Source organism: Saprospiraceae bacterium, from assembly GCA_016713025.1.
GTDB lineage: Bacteria > Bacteroidota > Bacteroidia > Chitinophagales > Saprospiraceae > OLB9.
The window spans coordinates 951938-968740 of sequence record JADJPZ010000004.1 but is presented as its reverse complement, the minus strand read 5'-3'; the positions used below and the strand labels follow the sequence as shown (position 1 = coordinate 968740).

The 16803-nt window shown below is 35.5% G+C and carries 16 protein-coding genes and 1 tRNA gene; 11 read left to right on the top strand and 6 right to left on the bottom strand.

Annotation, left to right across the window (positions count from 1 at the left end):
• Positions 1-37 precede the first annotated feature (37 nt).
• Positions 38-229 carry a hypothetical protein gene (locus tag IPK35_10560; GenBank protein MBK8053686.1) on the top strand — a complete coding sequence of 64 codons (192 nt, stop codon included), beginning with the start codon at positions 38-40 and terminating at the stop codon, positions 227-229.
• A gap of 105 nt (positions 230-334) precedes the next feature.
• A tRNA-Ala gene (locus IPK35_10555) sits at positions 335-408 on the top strand.
• 13 nt (positions 409-421) lie between these two features.
• Here IPK35_10555 and IPK35_10550 read toward each other — a convergent pair.
• The 3 genes from IPK35_10550 to IPK35_10540 are packed head-to-tail and all read right to left on the bottom strand — an operon-like array spanning position 422 to position 4614.
• A complete protein-coding gene (locus tag IPK35_10550) occupies positions 422-1783 on the bottom strand; it encodes a peptidylprolyl isomerase (protein ID MBK8053685.1) in 1362 nt (453 codons plus the stop codon).
• Between the two features lie 26 nt (positions 1784-1809).
• Positions 1810-2661, bottom strand: coding sequence for a hypothetical protein (locus tag IPK35_10545; GenBank protein ID MBK8053684.1), 852 nt, complete (start codon positions 2659-2661; stop codon positions 1810-1812).
• A gap of 3 nt (positions 2662-2664) precedes the next feature.
• Positions 2665-4614, bottom strand: a complete 1950-nt coding sequence (locus IPK35_10540; GenBank protein ID MBK8053683.1) for a peptidylprolyl isomerase — start codon at positions 4612-4614, stop codon at positions 2665-2667.
• 294 nt (positions 4615-4908) lie between these two features.
• On the opposite strand from IPK35_10540, the gene IPK35_10535 reads away from it, so the two are divergent.
• From IPK35_10535 to IPK35_10500, 8 genes are all read left to right on the top strand, one after another.
• A complete protein-coding gene (locus tag IPK35_10535; protein MBK8053682.1) occupies positions 4909-6306 on the top strand; it encodes a PQQ-dependent sugar dehydrogenase in 1398 nt (465 codons plus the stop codon).
• A 258-nt stretch (positions 6307-6564) separates the two neighbouring features.
• Positions 6565-7290, top strand: coding sequence for a 4-hydroxy-tetrahydrodipicolinate reductase (gene dapB, locus IPK35_10530; protein ID MBK8053681.1), 726 nt, complete (start codon positions 6565-6567; stop codon positions 7288-7290).
• A gap of 29 nt (positions 7291-7319) precedes the next feature.
• Positions 7320-9269 carry a DNA primase gene (gene dnaG / locus IPK35_10525; GenBank protein ID MBK8053680.1) on the top strand — a complete coding sequence of 650 codons (1950 nt, stop codon included), beginning with the start codon at positions 7320-7322 and terminating at the stop codon, positions 9267-9269.
• A 191-nt stretch (positions 9270-9460) separates the two neighbouring features.
• Complete coding sequence (locus IPK35_10520) at positions 9461-10171, top strand: hypothetical protein (GenBank protein ID MBK8053679.1); 711 nt, start codon at positions 9461-9463, stop codon at positions 10169-10171.
• Between the two features lie 55 nt (positions 10172-10226).
• Positions 10227-10673 (top strand): DUF2452 domain-containing protein, encoded by a 447-nt coding sequence (locus IPK35_10515; GenBank protein MBK8053678.1) that lies wholly within the window; start codon positions 10227-10229, stop codon positions 10671-10673.
• Between the two features lie 330 nt (positions 10674-11003).
• Positions 11004-11375, top strand: a complete 372-nt coding sequence (locus tag IPK35_10510; GenBank protein ID MBK8053677.1) for a hypothetical protein — start codon at positions 11004-11006, stop codon at positions 11373-11375.
• 413 nt (positions 11376-11788) lie between these two features.
• A complete protein-coding gene (gene ychF, locus IPK35_10505; protein MBK8053676.1) occupies positions 11789-12886 on the top strand; it encodes a redox-regulated ATPase YchF in 1098 nt (365 codons plus the stop codon).
• Between the two features lie 216 nt (positions 12887-13102).
• Positions 13103-13822, top strand: coding sequence for a pseudouridine synthase (locus IPK35_10500; protein MBK8053675.1), 720 nt, complete (start codon positions 13103-13105; stop codon positions 13820-13822).
• A gap of 43 nt (positions 13823-13865) precedes the next feature.
• Here the strand turns inward: IPK35_10500 and IPK35_10495 are convergent, their stop codons facing one another.
• The 3 genes from IPK35_10495 to IPK35_10485 form a co-directional block, all read right to left on the bottom strand.
• The gene (locus IPK35_10495) at positions 13866-14348 is read right to left on the bottom strand and encodes a hypothetical protein (GenBank protein ID MBK8053674.1); all 483 of its coding nucleotides are present in this window, start codon (positions 14346-14348) and stop codon (positions 13866-13868) included.
• 374 nt (positions 14349-14722) lie between these two features.
• Entirely contained in the window at positions 14723-15466 is a 744-nt protein-coding gene (gene mtgA / locus IPK35_10490; protein ID MBK8053673.1) for a monofunctional biosynthetic peptidoglycan transglycosylase, read from the bottom strand.
• A 112-nt stretch (positions 15467-15578) separates the two neighbouring features.
• Complete coding sequence (locus IPK35_10485; GenBank protein MBK8053672.1) at positions 15579-16139, bottom strand: NUDIX domain-containing protein; 561 nt, start codon at positions 16137-16139, stop codon at positions 15579-15581.
• A 12-nt stretch (positions 16140-16151) separates the two neighbouring features.
• Between IPK35_10485 and IPK35_10480 the strand changes: the two genes are divergently transcribed.
• Positions 16152-16802, top strand: coding sequence for an orotate phosphoribosyltransferase (locus tag IPK35_10480; GenBank protein ID MBK8053671.1), 651 nt, complete (start codon positions 16152-16154; stop codon positions 16800-16802).
• The last annotated feature ends 1 nt before the right edge of the window (position 16803 follow it).

The window sequence follows — 16803 nt, the reverse complement described above, 5'->3', positions numbered from 1 at the left end:
ACATGGTGTTGAAGGAGATGAAGTAGAAACAATAGGTATGATACAACGTATATTCAAATATCTCAACATAACTTTTGATCCCAAATACTTTGTTGATACAAATAGTCTTCATGATATATCCAAGGTACTGAAGTATCACAATCTACCAAATATGTTGGTCTCAATACCTTACATTGCGGCTACGCCACTCATTTTTCCTGCCATCATTTTGGGTGCCATTAATCATTAATCGCCCTTCTCCTAAATATTTTAGGAGAATACTAATGAAATATTATACAGAAGCAGTAATTAGATAATATAAAAATTATTACTTTTGCACGCCAATCAAAAGTTAGGGGAATTAGCTCAGTTGGCTAGAGCGCTACGCTGGCAGCGTAGAGGTCACCGGTTCGAGCCCGGTATTCTCCACTTCTTTCATTTCTTAGGGCTGCACTCCCTTTTTTCCTGTTAAATTACATTTTTCAAATATCGGATCTATATAGATGAATGTTTGGGCGCGTTTTTTCCCAAGCCACTTCATAAAATATTCATTTTTTTTGCTTTCTTTGGCAAACTGCGCTAATTTGTCATAATCTTCTTTAAGGTTCGCTTTGTGAGGCTTCGAGATGGTGTTGAGTTGTATAAGCCTGTATGCCTTTTGGCCATCCGGTAGCTGAATTTCGAGTGGTTTAGATATTTCTCCGGGCTTTAATTCAAATATTGCAAAGTAACTATCAGGGTCAAGATCATCCGCTGCAAAAAAAGTATTATTGGTTTGTGGATTTTTGACCCTACCTCCGTTGCTATATGATGGGAGGTTTTTCATAGAGTATTTTTTGACGGCTGACTCAAACTTCAGTGAATCAACTAAAATTACCCTTCTAATCGAATCCATCAGGGCTTTAGCTATGTCGAGATCTTGAGATGTTATTTCAGGTTTTATCAGTACATGTTTAGCTTTGACTGTATTGCCTCTCCTTTCTGTCATCTGAATAAAATGAAATCCAAACTCGGTTTCAATCACCTCTGAAATTTCATCTTTACCGAGTGAAAAAACCGTAGCCTCAAATTCAGGCACGTAAACGCCTCTTTTGGCAAACCCCAAATCACCTCCCCTTGCCGCAGATCCCGGATCCTGAGAATTTTTTGAAGCAGCATCAGCAAAGCTCATCTCTCCTGATATGACTTTTTGACGTAGGGTCGTGATTTTATCAAGCGCTTTTTGTTTTTCGACGGCATTGACTTTAGGAGTCATGATGATTTCTGATATTTCCATCTCGGATTTAAAATAAGGCAATGAATCGACAGGAACACTTCTATAAAACTTTTCAACTTCTTTCGGTGTAATATCTACCTCAGAAATGAGCTTCATTTGCATCTTTTCTGCCAGAATCTTATGCTTTTGATCATCTCTGAATCTTTCTTTCATTTCTGAAATATTGGCACCATAATAATCCTCAAAAAAAGCTTCATCGCCGTTCATTTGTCTGAGTATAGATTCAAATCTGTAATCCAACTGAGTTTCAACTTCTTCGTCAGAAAGCTCCACGCTATCTACTTTACCGTAATAAATGACCAATTTTTGAGCAATCATATTGTCCAGAATGATACACTTGATATCATCACTCAGACCAGGATCTTTAGTTTTTGCGTATGAAAATTCCTCTTCGACATCAGAAAGCAGTATATGTTCACTACCTACTTTGGCGATTACTTTGTCTATTAACTTATCCTGGCTAAAAGCGTTTATCCCACATAAGGAAAACAGGATAAATAAGAAAAAAGTATTTCGAATATGTTGCATCAGTTATTATATTTTTTAATTAATACTTAATTTTGTTGAAAATCGAAGATTTCAAAAGCACCGCTTTGACCTCCCTGATCATACAGAGTTGTCCGGTATTGCTTCAATAAGGTATTTTTTCTTTCACTAAGAATTGATTTAGTGATTTTACTATCAATATACTCAAACGGCGGAATTTCTTTTTCGTCGTAATGACCCAAAATTTTAACAAAAAATTCATGCTTATTGTCTCTTTTTTGAAATATTTTACCAGTAGATATTTGTTCCGTTTGAATCATTCCGTCAGGTATTAAAGACTTCAAGTCTTCCACTGACATCCATAGATCGATATCACCATTAAAGTAAACTGCGTTTTCCTTCACAAGAAAATTTGCTTCTGTCAAATCTGACTTATTTAATGCAGATTTGATAGCTTGTAATGATTTTACGCTTTCCGGCACTTTGGCAATCAGGCACTTCACAATTGGGTGTGACAATTGATACAGATTTTTATTGACTTCATAGTAGGATTTTTTATCAGCCAAAAGTACAATAGTATCCAATTGCTGCTCTACCAGTTTTTTTTCGTAATTATACACCAGCAAAGATGATCTGTAATCATCCACAAGTTTATTTAAATTAATATCTGCAGCTATATTTTTTTCTGCTTCCACAATCATCAAATTTTCTCTTATCCAATTCTGTAAAAACCCATCAACTATGGCTGCGCTGTCAGAAGCTATAGTACCTGGTACAACTAATCCTTTGAGTTGTGAATAAAACAATCTTCTTTCTCCTACTTTTGCAACAACCGGATCTTTTGTACCAGAACTAAAATAATTCTCACACGAAAGCATGGTGACCGATACGAGAGCGATAAAAATTGAAATTCGTCTCAAAACTTATTTTTTTAGTTTTTTCAACACATCTTGTTTGGTCACCACCTTAAACTCTTTTGTCAATTGCTTAATCCATTCTTTTTCAAGATAATCCTGATAATCAGCTACTGCATATCCTCTGGCATCACTAAGCGATTTGGGTTTGGGTGGGGTGATGTCAATTACCTTCACAAACTTATACCCATTATCAGCTATTTCCAAAGGTAATAGTACACCCTTTTGCCAAGGAAGGTTTTGACAATCTTTACTTTGCCTTTCACATGAAGATTCAATGATTGTTACCAGTTCAGGTTTATCACTATACTTTTTTTGAATAGCATTGATATCATTTTTATTTGCAAAATCATAAATTTTTTCAATTTCTGATTTGTCTACACTCTTTATATTAATGGTTGCTAAGGTCGCTCTTTCAGGCCAATTATATAATTTCTGGTGATTTTGAAAGAACAATTTAAGTCCTGATGTGTCTTGATTGGCTTTATCCCAGACGTGCATTCGGGTGATTTCAAATAGCAAAATTCCTTCTTCATATTCCCGCATCAATGACTTAAAATCAGGATATTTGACCGGAAGGTTCTTTTCCTCATATTCCAAAGCCTTTTGATTGACATAATCTGTAAATAATTCGTTTACAGTTTCATTCAGCGGTTTGGTATTATCATATTTTAGTCTGGTTTTTGAATTTTTTTTACAGTAGTCAGCAAATTCCTTAATACTGTACCTTGTATTGCCTCCAAATGAAAACAAAATCTTATCGCTTCTCAAGGTTGAATCAGGTGACCATTTGTAAGAATAAAATTCGTCATTGAGCTTTGAAGTAAAAGCAGAAAGTTCTTTTGTATCAGTTTTATAACCAGATGCTTTTTTACTATCTTCTATGAGCTTAAACTTGGCCGCATTAAATCGTTCATCTTTATTGATTTGAGACTTCATTTTTTTTACAAAAATCTCATAAGTATCGGGTTTAAGTTTATTGATGAGCTTGATGATATGCCATCCTGAATTAGTAAGAACCGGTTTGGATATATCTCCGGGGTTAACAAGTGCAAATGCAGCATCTTCGAACTTCACATCATAAGTATTGATTCCAAAGACAGGCAATTTGCCGCCAGCGCCGCTGTAGGTTTTATCAATAGAATGTAAGGCTAAAAGATCTTCAAATTTACTTCCACTCTTCAATTGATTGTAGATATTTTCAGCTTTCTCTTGTCCCGGGGTTTCTATAAGTATATGGGCTACTTCTATCAGACCTCGAGAAGGCCTTTTGTTAGTCACTTTTACAAGATGATATCCTATTTTTGTTTGTATTACATCTGACACACTTCCCACGGGAATTTGGTAAATAGCACTCTCCAACTCATAGAAGCCTGAAGGCAGTTTAGCTGTAAAGTACCCCATAGACCCTCCATTGGCAGCAGTAGCCCTATCATCAGACCATGCAGATACAGCATTCTCAAATGTTAAAGTTCCTGAAAATATTTTATTCCTGACATCTCTCAGTTTTTCAATCGCATCTTGCCTTGATTTATTGGGTGCATTTTCAGCCACAGGTACAAAAATATGGCTGAATTCTACATCAAACTTCATTCTCTCATACAATTCTTTCAGTAAAAACTCCGTAACTTCTTTATCTATCAAATATGACCCGGCAAGTTGCATTCTATACCCATCAAGTTCAACTTTGAGTGCCTCGATGGTGTCGAGTTGTATCTGCTTTGCTTTTTCCACTTTAAGCTTAAACTTAGTATATAAGTCTAAGTATTCATTGATGCTGGCTTCTGAATAATTTGCTTTTGCTCCGTTATTCTTTTCATAGATATACCTGAACTCCCCAACAGTAACATCCGTATTGCCCACCTTCATCAAGATATCTTCAGCTTTCTGAGCACTTCCTGTAAAAAACAAACAAAGGCTAAAAGTTAAAACAATTTGTATTTTAATTAATAATGACATTTTTTAGAATATTGAATTCAAAATAAAACGCAAAGATAGCATTATAAAGTACTTTTCTATTTGAAAATTTTTGCATTTTTCATAATATATTAAGAAAAAGTAATATTTTTATGACACCAATAAATCAGAGAGCGTTTATTTTTATGATTTAATGCAGTTGTGTATTGTTTAAGTCTGGCCAATAAATGGCATTAAACCAATATTCTTTGAAATTAGTCGGCCAAGGCCACAGAAAAGAAAATAACTCCTATATAAAAGATCATGATTTAAGCATTCTCACAAAATGCGTAAACAATGAAAACAATCATTTTTTTTCTTTTGACAAGTCATTTAGTGGCTGTCAACCAAGGTATTGATCTTATTCTCTCGGGCAGAGGGTTTGTGAAACCTGTAGATATCTCCTCCTCCACTTTGTCTGAGGATGCGAGATTGTTTATCACTGAAAAGGACGGAATAATCCGTATTCTTCATGGTGATGGTAAGATCAATACTGAACCTTTTCTGGATATAAAAAATAAAGTAAACTCATCTGCTAATGAAAGAGGTCTTTTAGGAATGTGCTTTCACCCTGAATACAAAAATAATGGGTACTTTTTTGTCCATTATACCAATATCAGTGGCCACTCGACTGTAGCAAGGTACAAAGTAAAAACTGATAATCCAGACCAGGCAGATACATCTACAGGAAAAATTATCATAGTGGTGACTCAACCATTCCCTAACCACAATGCAGGCGATCTGGTATTTGGCACTGATGGTTATCTTTACATAGGTATGGGTGATGGTGGAAGTGGTGGAGATCCCGGAAACCGTGCTCAAGACCCAAAGAGCCTGCTGGGCAAAATGCTAAGACTGGATATAAATACCGAATCCGGTCCATATAACATACCTAATGACAATCCTTTTAAAAATTCAACAGATACACTACCTGAGATTTGGGCATTGGGCCTAAGAAATCCATGGAGGTACAGTTTGGATGAAGTAACAAAAGAATTGTGGATTGCCGATGTAGGTCAGGATGAGTGGGAAGAAATCAACGTGGTTCCAATAAACATTCCAAGACTTAATTATGGCTGGAGATGTTTTGAAGGTCTTGCAAATTTCAACATATCAGGTTGTAATCCGAATACCACATTTACAAAACCTGTTTTCGTGTACCGAAACACCTTTGAAACCGGATGTTCTGTGACCGGAGGTTTTGTATATAGAGGTTCAGAAAATAAAACTTTGGAAGGAAAATATATTTACACTGATTTCTGTACCGGCAAAATATGGGCACTGTACAAATCTTCCAATGGAACATGGATCAATGATCTATTGCTTGATGGAGCAGATATGGAGTACGTGTCATTTGGTGAAGATCGTAAAAAAGAACTTTATATCGCCAGTCTTGCATCGGGCGATATTCATAAAATAAGACAAAAAACAAATAATACTGATGACAAGACTATTCAGGATGTATTCCAAATATCTCAAAACCCTGTAAAAGACTTTTTCACTTTGAATTGGCTAAAAGATATCAAAGCCGACACTTGGATAATCCTTGATATACACGCAAAAGAAATGATGAAAGGTCACTTTACCAACGGGCAAAATTATCTGGAAGTCGATGTAAACCAACTTCAGAGTGGAATATACACATTTATGCCCGCTTCTCCGGTTGGCAAACCTCTTAGATTTGTAAAATTGTAGTATAAAATATATTTCAAAATAAGAGTTTGCTTACAAAATTTTGTGAAAAAAGTACACCTGATTGATCCTGTAAGGTGAACTAAGCAAACTAATAATGAAATTTGAAACATACGCAAAGAAAAGTTAAAAACATATTTTGAAAATTTTACCTTTGCTATTCTATTTTGAAGCCAGAGTAGGATCATAGACCACAAATAATTCACGCGAGTTATCTTACCAAAGCTTTTTTGTTACAGCAATTTTAAATAAATAAACAATATGAATATAGCACTTATAGGTTATGGGCGCATGGGGAAAGAAATTGAAGAGATTGCATTGAGACGCGGTCATACCATTACTTGTAAAATTTCAAGCGCAAACTTAAATGATTTCAATCCCCGAGTCCTGCAATGGGCCGATGTGGCTATCGAGTTTTCCACTCCCGAGTCTGCATACAAAAACATCATTCAGTGCATCGATGCAGGTATTCCCGTCATATCAGGTACCACTGGGTGGCTAAATAAAAAGGAAGAAATTGATAAGTATTGTCTGAGTAAAAACGGAAGTTTTCTCTACGCTTCAAATTTCAGTATCGGTGTCAACATCTTTTTTGAAATCAATAAAGTACTGGCATCGCTCATGGAAAAATATGAAGTTTATGATGTAGATATACAGGAGGTACATCACACTGGAAAAATTGACAAACCCAGTGGGACTGCCATCTCACTGGCTAAAGATATCATAGAAAATTTGTCCAGAAAAAAGGTGTGGACAATTACGCATCCTGAAGAGAAAAATTCAAGAAACCTGTTTATCGAGTCGATAAGAAAAGATCCTGCTGCTGGTACTCATATAGTGAGTTACAAATCTGAAATTGATGATATAGAAATAAAACATACAGCTCATTCAAGAAAGGGATTTGCTTCTGGAGCTGTGTTGGCGGCTGAATGGTTGCCAGGCAGAAAAGGAATATATGCCATGAAAGATGTGCTTGAAATCAGGTAACACTTGGAATTCAAGCCTTAATCCTTAATATGATAACTCAGAAAACAATCAATGAAGTGATGAACACCGCCAAGGTAGAAGAGGTGGTAAGTGACTTTATTAATCTAAAGAGAAGAGGCGTCAATATGATAGGAAACTGCCCGTTTCATGACGAAAAAACACCCTCATTTACAGTATCACCTTCAAAGAATATCTATAAATGTTTTGGTTGTGGCAAAGGTGGAGATCCTGTAAGGTTTATCATGGATCATGAAAAACTAAGCTTCCCTGAAGCAATCAAATTTCTGGCATCAAAATACAGAATCGAGATAGAAGAAACCGAAAATACAGCTGAAGAGATCCAGCAAAAACAAGTCACTGACTCACTATATATAGTCAATGAATATGCCAGAGATTACTATGAAGATGTACTTTTCAACAGAGCTGAAGGTAAAGCTATCGGACTTTCCTATTTTAAAGAAAGGGGTTTCAGAGAGTCTACTATTAAAAAATTCCAATTGGGCTATGCTACTGAGGAGAGAGATGAATTCACTCGTAAAGCTATAGAAAAGAAATTTAATATAGACCATCTGCATAGTCTTGGGCTGACTACCAAATCAGATGCTGATTTTTTTAGGGCCAGAGTAATTTTTCCAATCCATAATATCAGCGGCAAAGTAGTGGCGTTGGCAGGACGTACATTGTCTTCAGACAAAAAACAACCAAAATACATCAATTCGCCGGAATCTGAGATCTATAATAAAAGATCTGTCTTGTATGGTCTGTATTTTGCAAAAGAACAAATCAGAAAAGAAGATGAATGTATCCTTGTCGAAGGTTATACTGATGTCATTACCTTGCATCAGGGCAATATTTCCAATGTCGTAGCTTCCTCAGGTACTTCTCTCACCAAGGAGCAGATCAAACTCATAAAAAGATATACGCCGAATATCAAAATTATCTATGATGGTGACCCGGCAGGTATTAAAGCAGCTCTGAGAGGACTCGATCTTATACTGGAGTCTGACATGAATGTAAAGCTCGTGTTGCTTCCTGAAGGCCATGACCCGGATTCATTTTTGGCAGCTAAAGGAACAGAAGAATTTCTGAGTTTTCTGAAAAAAAATGAAGAAGATTTCGTTTTTTTCAAAACCAGAATACTACTTGGAGAAGTTGAAAATGACCCAATCAGAAAGACAATCGTCATTAGGGATATTGTTGGTAGCATCGCCAGGATTCCTGATAATTTCAAAAGAGCACTCTATGTAAAACAATGCAGCACCATGCTCGATTTGAGCGAATCCATGCTCAATAATGAGGTCAATAAAGTTGTAAGGACGGAACTCAAATCGAGAAAAGATTCTTCTCACCTAAAGGATCAGGTAAGTCAAACAGGGAGTGAAGATGACTGGCTGAATGCCAAACAAATCTTATCAGAAAACGGACCGATGCTGGTGCTCAATGATGCATGGCAGGAGAAAACGATCTGCGATATTATCATTAATTACGGACACCTTTGGTACGATGAAACAGAAAATACTACCGTAGCTGACTTTATACTGGACAACACTTTGGATTTGCTGTCCTATTTTGATGTGGAAATGTATAAAAAGATTTTAATTTCAGTCTCTAACTTCCGATTGAGCGGATCAAAAACAAGTCACTCATGGTTTACATCTCATGCTGATGAAGAAATACGGGAGTTTGCTATCACAGCATTAGCAACACCTTATGTCTATGCCTCATGGGAAAAAAGGGAAATGTTTCTTCAGACCCAAAAGATGCCCGATGAAAATTATGTTAGAGATGCTACCAATGCTATACTAAGACTGCAGCTCAAGAAAAGTAAAAAAGTGATTGAAGAGCTTAAACACTTTTTTGATAATGCCAAACCTGAAGATATCGAGACCGAAGAATATATTCTTAACTTAAAGGTTTTGCAGGTCGTTCAAAACCAGAGAAATGAACTTGCGGCAAAGTTGGGCACGGTAATATACTAATTCTTTTAACTTCTTCAAATACATGTTTTAACTGATGTTATGCATTGAATTAATCTTTGAATTTCCCACAAGATTAAGTTTTTAAAGATACAAGATCTAAATATGGGTTAAATTATTTTTTTTTATAATATATAATTTATTATTTTTGTGCCTTGAGCATCTTTTTTTTCACAAAAATAAATCTTATATTCATGAAAAAGTTCATTTTCTTAATCGGTGTATTAGCCTCGATTCAGTTATCGGCACAAAAGCAAATAGTGTGGTTTGATGCAGGCTTGAAGGTTCAGTACGGTGCAACAGGATTCATCAATTCTGCCATCTTTGATTCGAAAGATTACGATTATAAAATTGCTACAGGTTATGGGTTTGGAGGTAAATTGGGAGTCAACTTCGGCTTCAGTGGTTTGTCACTTGAAGCAATGCGAAGCTCATCAAAACAAGATTTTGACATATTGTCCATTGGGAAAATTGCAAGTATTTCCTGGGCCACAACAGATGTTTATGCACTATACAAAAACGCACAAAACCTTGGATACTTTGAAATCGGGCCAAAAATTTCATTTGTTTCCAAAGTAGAAGACAATCTTGAAAACACAACCAATGAAAGAACTGAAGGTTATAATTCCAATAACATAGCAGGGGTTGTAGGTTTCGGAGCCAATATTATGGGTAATGACGGGCGATTTAGTGGCATACTGGGACTGAGATTGGAGTATGCCTTTACCGACTTTGTCAAAGAAGGATCACCACTTAATACACCACTTAGAGATAAAAGTATATTTGCTGCAGGTTATAAATCATCCAATGTCGCATTTGCTGGTGTAGTGTTTGAATTGAACTGGGGCATCGGCTACTTTGGTAAAGCACAATGTGGTAAACGTTCCAAATTTATTATGTTCTGATCCTGAACTATTTTTATTTTTAGGTGTATTGATACTTATAGAACAATTTTGGACAATGTCTGAACAAAACAATCCGATCAGTATTGATCATATCACTGAAACACCACACTTACTGCCATATGCGCACCATGTAGGCAGCGCTATTATCAGGCCTTTGGACAAAGGTCGAACCAAAGGTAATGCGATGAAAGCGATGTACCAGCAAACAGAAAATCAACTTGTACAGATAAAAGAACAGGTAGAAACACTGATCAAACAAGCTCAGGCAATCCATGACAGGATTAATATTTCTGAGAAGATATATAGAGCAGACGTAGGATTTAAGCCTTTGATTGGCCATACATATTATGTATATGAAAGAAAAGACAGTTCATGGATGATTTCTATGATCTCCCCAGACGAATGGGGACTTAAATCACCTTTTATTTATAAAGCATCAGTACTATTACTGGCGGATTATACCTGGTCGATTCTTCATGAAGATTTAAATCCAGAAATTTAACGCTTTAGAAATAGTAGCATTTTATGTAATTAAATCTTTAAACGTTAATGATTTAAGAGCACTTTTAGTACTTAAAAGGAGTTGTTTTGGTTTTTTTTTGAAATATGAGACTATTACCTAAAAGTTAATTCAAATACAAGGTATTTAAATTTTTCATTTCATACTATAGATATTGACTATTTGATTATAAAAGTAGCTTGAATTAGATGAAAATCTATCTTTTTAATTACTTTTGCCTTTGAAAATAGGGGTGTATAGACAGAGAGACTTTTTCTGAAATTATATAGCATTACAAACATTTAAAAATCAAAAACAAAACAAACTTAATTTATGGGAATGACGATTATTGGAATTGTTGCTGCTGGTAACAAGAAAGAAATATTGGATATAGTTCAGGATGAGTGTAATATTAAACTAAGTCTAAACAGAATTGGTGAATGGATAGAATACGATGCTGGCGTATATGACGAAAATACTATTGTAGTATTTTCGAGAAATAATTCTACTTTAGTTTATTTTGATAGTGATTTTTTATTTGAAGATTTTGATTTTATCTTTAAAGACATTTTGAAAAAAGTTCCTAAAGGCTGTGGTTTTTTCGGCAATGAGACTTCAATGAGTTTTGGAATGATTTTTGGCGACGGCTATAAAATAATAGCAGATGATTATTATTTGTTTGAAGCAGTTATGTTGGGCAAATGAAAACTGATGAAAAAGTTGAAATTTACAGTTATAGTAAAATAAAGCAAAATAAACAAGAGTTAAAAATTAAGGATAAATCTGATAAAAAGTGGTGGCAGTTTTGGCGTTAAAATATATTAGATATCATTGAGCATCATGATAAAACAACACCATTTATTAACATTTCATTTTTTATTTAAAAAATCTTAAATATAAAAGACAGCTGACTTGCTTACAATATAAAAGTCATCGGTGCTTAAAATAGGAAGTGGGTAATAGCCCTATTAAGAATAATATTTAATCTCACCTTATGGCAGCATTTATTTGAAACTTTAATTAAAAACTTTCCATATTTATGTTAACTTTAAATAATAAACTACTATTTCAAGCCTAATTCGTACCTTTGTGGCGTTTTTCACCAAAATTATATTTCAATGGGACTTCAGTGTGGAATTGTAGGACTTCCAAATGTTGGCAAGTCAACACTTTTTAACGCATTAACATCTGCAAAAGCGCTTGCTGCCAATTATCCGTTTGCAACCAAAGAGCCTAATCTCGGGGTGATAGTAGTGCCTGATACAAGGTTGGACAAACTTGCTGAATTAGTGAATCCTCAAAAAGTACTTCCCACGAGCGTTGAAATACTTGACATTGCCGGACTTATCAAAGGTGCATCAAAAGGCGAAGGACTGGGCAATCAGTTTTTGGCAAATATCCGCGAAGTTGATGCCATAGTCCATGTAGTCAGATGTTTTGAAGATGATAATGTCATCCATGTAGACGGGAGTGTTGATCCGGTAAGAGACAAAGAGATCATAGACCTTGAACTCATCTTTAAGGATATCGAAACCATGGAAAAACGGATTGATAAACTAAAAAAGCAAGCAAAATCAGGGTCTAAAGACGATGCACTCAATGTAGAATGGGCAGAAAAACTGCTGAAACATCTCGAGAGTGAAAAACCTGCCCGAAGCTTTGAAGTCGACGAGCATTATGAATCGCTTTATAAGGATTTATATCTTCTTACAGGCAAACCCATCCTTTATGTTTGTAATGTTGATGAAGCTGCAGTGATCGAAGGAAATGTCCATACACAGCGATTTATGGATGCAGTAAAAAATGAAAATGCTGAAGTATTGCTGATATGTGCAGGAATAGAAGCTGAAATTGCGGAGCTCGAAAGCAAGGAAGAACGTATGGAATTTATAGAAGCTATGGGGCTTCATGAAGCCGGAGTCAACAGAATCATCAGGGCTGCCTATAAGCTGTTGAATTTATATACATATTTCACAGCAGGAGTAAAAGAAGTCAGGGCCTGGACTATCGTAAAAGGATGGAAAGCACCTCAAGCGGCAGGAGTCATACACACTGACTTTGAGAAAGGATTTATCAGGGCAGAAGTCATAAAATACGATGCTTATGTCAAATATGGGTCTGAGCATGCGGTGAAAGAAGCCGGTAAAATGGGTGTTGAAGGCAAAGAATATGTGGTAGAAGACGGCGATGTCATGCATTTCAGATTTAATGTATAAATGCAGATAGGAGTTTCTTTAACATCAATACAAATACATAATTATTGTGTGCATTTCATTTTTTCGCCCTTTACTCTTTCTTATCAAGTTTCGTTTGTTCGTCGTAGCTTCCAGCTACGATGCAATATAGACAGGCATCTTGCCTGAATCGCGATATAATAAAATGGTGCTTTATAATGTGAAGCGAAAAAATGAAATACACCCTAATTATTGACTATGGATTTTAAATATTATGTATTTTACAAACCGTATAATGTACTCACTCAGTTTACAAAGGAAAGGGAAAACCATCAAACACTTTCTGATTTTTTAAATATAGAAAAGGATGTATATCCTGTAGGAAGATTGGACAAAGACTCTGAAGGTCTTCTCGTGCTGACAAATGACAAATCGCTGAACGACCAACTTCTGAATCCATCAAAAAAACATAAAAAAACCTACATCGTTCAGGTTGAAAATGATATAGATGAAAAGGCCATCACCCTGCTTTGTAAAGGTGTAGATATCAAACTGGAAAAGGGTACGTACCGCACCCTACCCTGCACGTTAAAAAAACTTCCTAAGCCACCTACGCTGCCAGAAAGAATTCCTCCGGTTAGATACAGAGCCAGTATTCCTGACTCCTGGGTTTTGATAGAGATCACAGAAGGAAAAAACCGTCAGATCCGAAAGATGTTTGCTTCCGTAGGTTATCCGGTATTACGCTTAGTCAGAGTACAGATAGAAGGTCTTAAAATAGGTAAGCTTGTACCCGGTAAGTTTATTTCTATGACACAACAAGATCTATATCCTCTCTTGAAGATTGACCCAAATTTAAAAATATCCTCAACAAAAATCAAACAAGAAATAAAATCTGAAAAGTTCAAGCCAAAAACAAATAAGGCAAACAAATCATTTAAAGATTTCAGGAATAGCGGGAAGAGAAAAAGCAGATAGTATTTTTTTTTACATCATAGATATTCCTATCGCATCACATTACTTATTCTTCTTCAGTACCATCAAAATAGATCGGATTAAGCATTGGCAGGGTTAATAATTTTGCTTCTTCTTTATTGACCGCAAAAAAGCCCATAACTCCTCCTGAAGCTTTGGCCACATGATCAGCAAAACTTAAAAATCCTTTATACAATTTATATGAAAGATCAGAATCCAACTTGGCTAAGATAGGGTTCAGATGACGAAGTTTTTCAGAAATTATTTCTGTACGTTCTTCAACACCTGAAGGTAAAACTTCAGAATAGTGCATAAGTTTTGTTTCAAAATCCCTGTCTACTTCTTCATAATATGACTTCACACTACCTTTCATTTTATAGCTTCTGATATGGGTAATCTTTTTTGACCAATCCATCTCTTCTTCATCTATCTCTCCGTCTGCACCTGCAATCAGTATGCCAATTAATGGAATAGCTTCGACCAACAACTCCCACTCATGCTTGCTTAATTTTTTAAACTGATCTGTCATTCTTCAATATATGTTAATGGTAATGGGTATAATTTACACTTCCGGCACTCGTAGGGATCATTGAAATATATGCTCCAGAAAACCCCTTCTTATTCTCTTGCAAAGGTACAAAACTGATTCGTATTCCTAAAATTTTATACTCAAAATCTATGTTGATTATTATTATGATGTCTAAAATCACACTCCAAAAATGAGAGCAGGAAAGATGTTAAAGAGACTAATGTTACATTTATGGGGTGTATCTCATTTTTGTATTGAAATTGTTTAAACTGCCCTCTACCCCTGCCCGCTTAGTCAAGTCAGTTGTGATCCTTAAGTGACGAATTACCACAATTGACAAAACATTAGATTGTACTCGCAACCCAAATAATGACCTATTTCTTATAATTTCTGAAATCGTAGAGGGATTTGTCCGCTTTTACATAGAGTTCTCTGAGATATCTGATTCCGTCCAATGAATAATAGAGATCAGCTATTTCGCGTTGTCGGGCTCCTACATATTTGCCTGGATTTTTAACATCATATTTTCTCGGACTTGGTAAGACGGAAATAATGGCTGCAGACTCTCTTACATTTAGTATAGCTCCTGATTTATTATAGTAATTCCGGGCTGCCTGTTCGACTCCGAATATAAGATTACCCATTTCAGCCACATTCAGATATGTTTCGAGTATTTTTTCCTTGGACCATAATGTTTCAATGATCATGGTGAAATATAGCTCCAAAGCTTTGCGAATGTAGGATCTTTGAGGAAATAAAAAGACGTTTTTTGCCACCTGCTGACTGATAGTACTTGCCCCGAATACCTTTTTACCTTTTTTATTTACTGCTGCAGCTTTTCGTATGGCTTCTATGTCCATACCACTATGAAATGGTAAATTTTGATCTTCAGATGCCATAGCACACACTTGTATATGTGGTGAAATCTTAGATATTCCTTTATAGCTATATTGAAAATCACCTTCAGTTGTCAATATTCGGGTAAACATCAGTAAAGTGGCAGGGGGCGGCACTATTCGATATATCAAAACCCAGGCAAATGAAATTGTGATACAGAATACTAAGAGATCTTTGTAATAACTTTTAATCCAGTCTTTTATATATTTGATATATTTCACTATTTTATTTTTATCTGCACTTTACTCTTATCTGTTGGTGTTTCTTGGGTATGCAGCACTTCCAGAATATTGGGGTAAACTTGTCTCTTTTTACTATAAAACTTTTCTAATGTCATCCACTCGGCTTGAACAATATCTTCATTTGTTTGAGGGTGGTATTCTGCTTTTTGGCATCCATCAGATACCAATATGATTTTTTAATAATCCTTTTGCCCACATTGCTACGAAATGTATGTCTTGTGATCATCAGTTTCTGAATGATAGTCAACTTTTTAATTCCAGTTTCCTCTGTCACTTCTCTCATAGCGGCAATTTTTTTTGTTTCATTATTTTCTATACGGCCTTTTGGCAAATCCCAGGATCCGCTTCTGAAAATGAACAAATACTCATTTTTTTCATTCACCACCAAACCACCTGCAGCTTCTATTTCAGAGAAATGAGATTTAAAATCTGCTTTTAGCTTCACAAAATCTTCAAAGTGGATGATTAGTTTTTCAGATTTTATTGATTTTTCAAGAATGTTGATATAGTCCAACAAATGTTTTTTATTGCCAGTGTACTTAACGACGACACTCCCCGTAGAAACTGCATCATCCAAAGTAATATCTGCAGAAGGTTTCAGAATAACTTCCACTTCATTGATATATATTTTATAAATTTGCGGTTTCTCCATTTAAAGCTTAAAATGAGTACTGAAAAATTGATCGCTCAAAAACTTTTGCAAATAAACGCAATTAAATTAAACCCACAAAATCCTTTTACTTGGGCTTCTGGTATTAAGTCTCCTATTTACTGCGATAATCGTGTTTCTCTGTCTTATCCTGAAGTAAGAAATATTATTAAAAAAGCATTTGGTGAAGTATCGGAGTCATTTGGTGATTTTGATATGATTGCAGGGGTTGCTACTGCCGGGATTGCTCATGGAGCGCTAATGGCCGACTATCTTGACAAGCCTTTTTGTTACGTGAGATCTGCTCCTAAAGGGCATGGAAGACAAAACCTCATTGAGGGAGAAATTCCTGTCGGTGCAAAAATCCTTGTTGTTGAAGACCTTATTTCGACAGGAAGTAGTTCGATTGATGTAGTTGAAATCCTTCGAAAGGAGGGGCATCAAGTATTGGGGGTATTAGCTATTTTTGATTATGGTTTTGAAAAAGCAAAAGAAAATTTTAGGATAAACAATTGTAAATACCTTACTTTGTCCAATTATAACGCTTTGCTGAAAGAAGCTATCGAAAGTAAATACATCTCTTTATCTGAATCATCAATACTGGGTGAATGGAATAAAGATCCTCAAGCCTGGTATCAAAAATATTTTTTAAACGATAAGCCATAAA

Coding starts and splice junctions, on each gene's coding strand:
- IPK35_10560 (MBK8053686.1), top strand. CDS start 38: ATGATACAACGTATATTCAAATATCTCAACATAACTTTTGATCCCAAA.
- IPK35_10550 (MBK8053685.1), bottom strand. CDS start 1,783: ATGCAACATATTCGAAATACTTTTTTCTTATTTATCCTGTTTTCCTTA.
- IPK35_10540 (MBK8053683.1), bottom strand. CDS start 4,614: ATGTCATTATTAATTAAAATACAAATTGTTTTAACTTTTAGCCTTTGT.
- IPK35_10535 (MBK8053682.1), top strand. CDS start 4,909: ATGAAAACAATCATTTTTTTTCTTTTGACAAGTCATTTAGTGGCTGTC.
- dapB (MBK8053681.1), top strand. CDS start 6,565: ATGAATATAGCACTTATAGGTTATGGGCGCATGGGGAAAGAAATTGAA.
- dnaG (MBK8053680.1), top strand. CDS start 7,320: ATGATAACTCAGAAAACAATCAATGAAGTGATGAACACCGCCAAGGTA.
- IPK35_10520 (MBK8053679.1), top strand. CDS start 9,461: ATGAAAAAGTTCATTTTCTTAATCGGTGTATTAGCCTCGATTCAGTTA.
- IPK35_10515 (MBK8053678.1), top strand. CDS start 10,227: ATGTCTGAACAAAACAATCCGATCAGTATTGATCATATCACTGAAACA.
- IPK35_10510 (MBK8053677.1), top strand. CDS start 11,004: ATGGGAATGACGATTATTGGAATTGTTGCTGCTGGTAACAAGAAAGAA.
- ychF (MBK8053676.1), top strand. CDS start 11,789: ATGGGACTTCAGTGTGGAATTGTAGGACTTCCAAATGTTGGCAAGTCA.
- IPK35_10500 (MBK8053675.1), top strand. CDS start 13,103: ATGGATTTTAAATATTATGTATTTTACAAACCGTATAATGTACTCACT.
- IPK35_10495 (MBK8053674.1), bottom strand. CDS start 14,348: ATGACAGATCAGTTTAAAAAATTAAGCAAGCATGAGTGGGAGTTGTTG.
- IPK35_10485 (MBK8053672.1), bottom strand. CDS start 16,139: ATGGAGAAACCGCAAATTTATAAAATATATATCAATGAAGTGGAAGTT.
- IPK35_10480 (MBK8053671.1), top strand. CDS start 16,152: ATGAGTACTGAAAAATTGATCGCTCAAAAACTTTTGCAAATAAACGCA.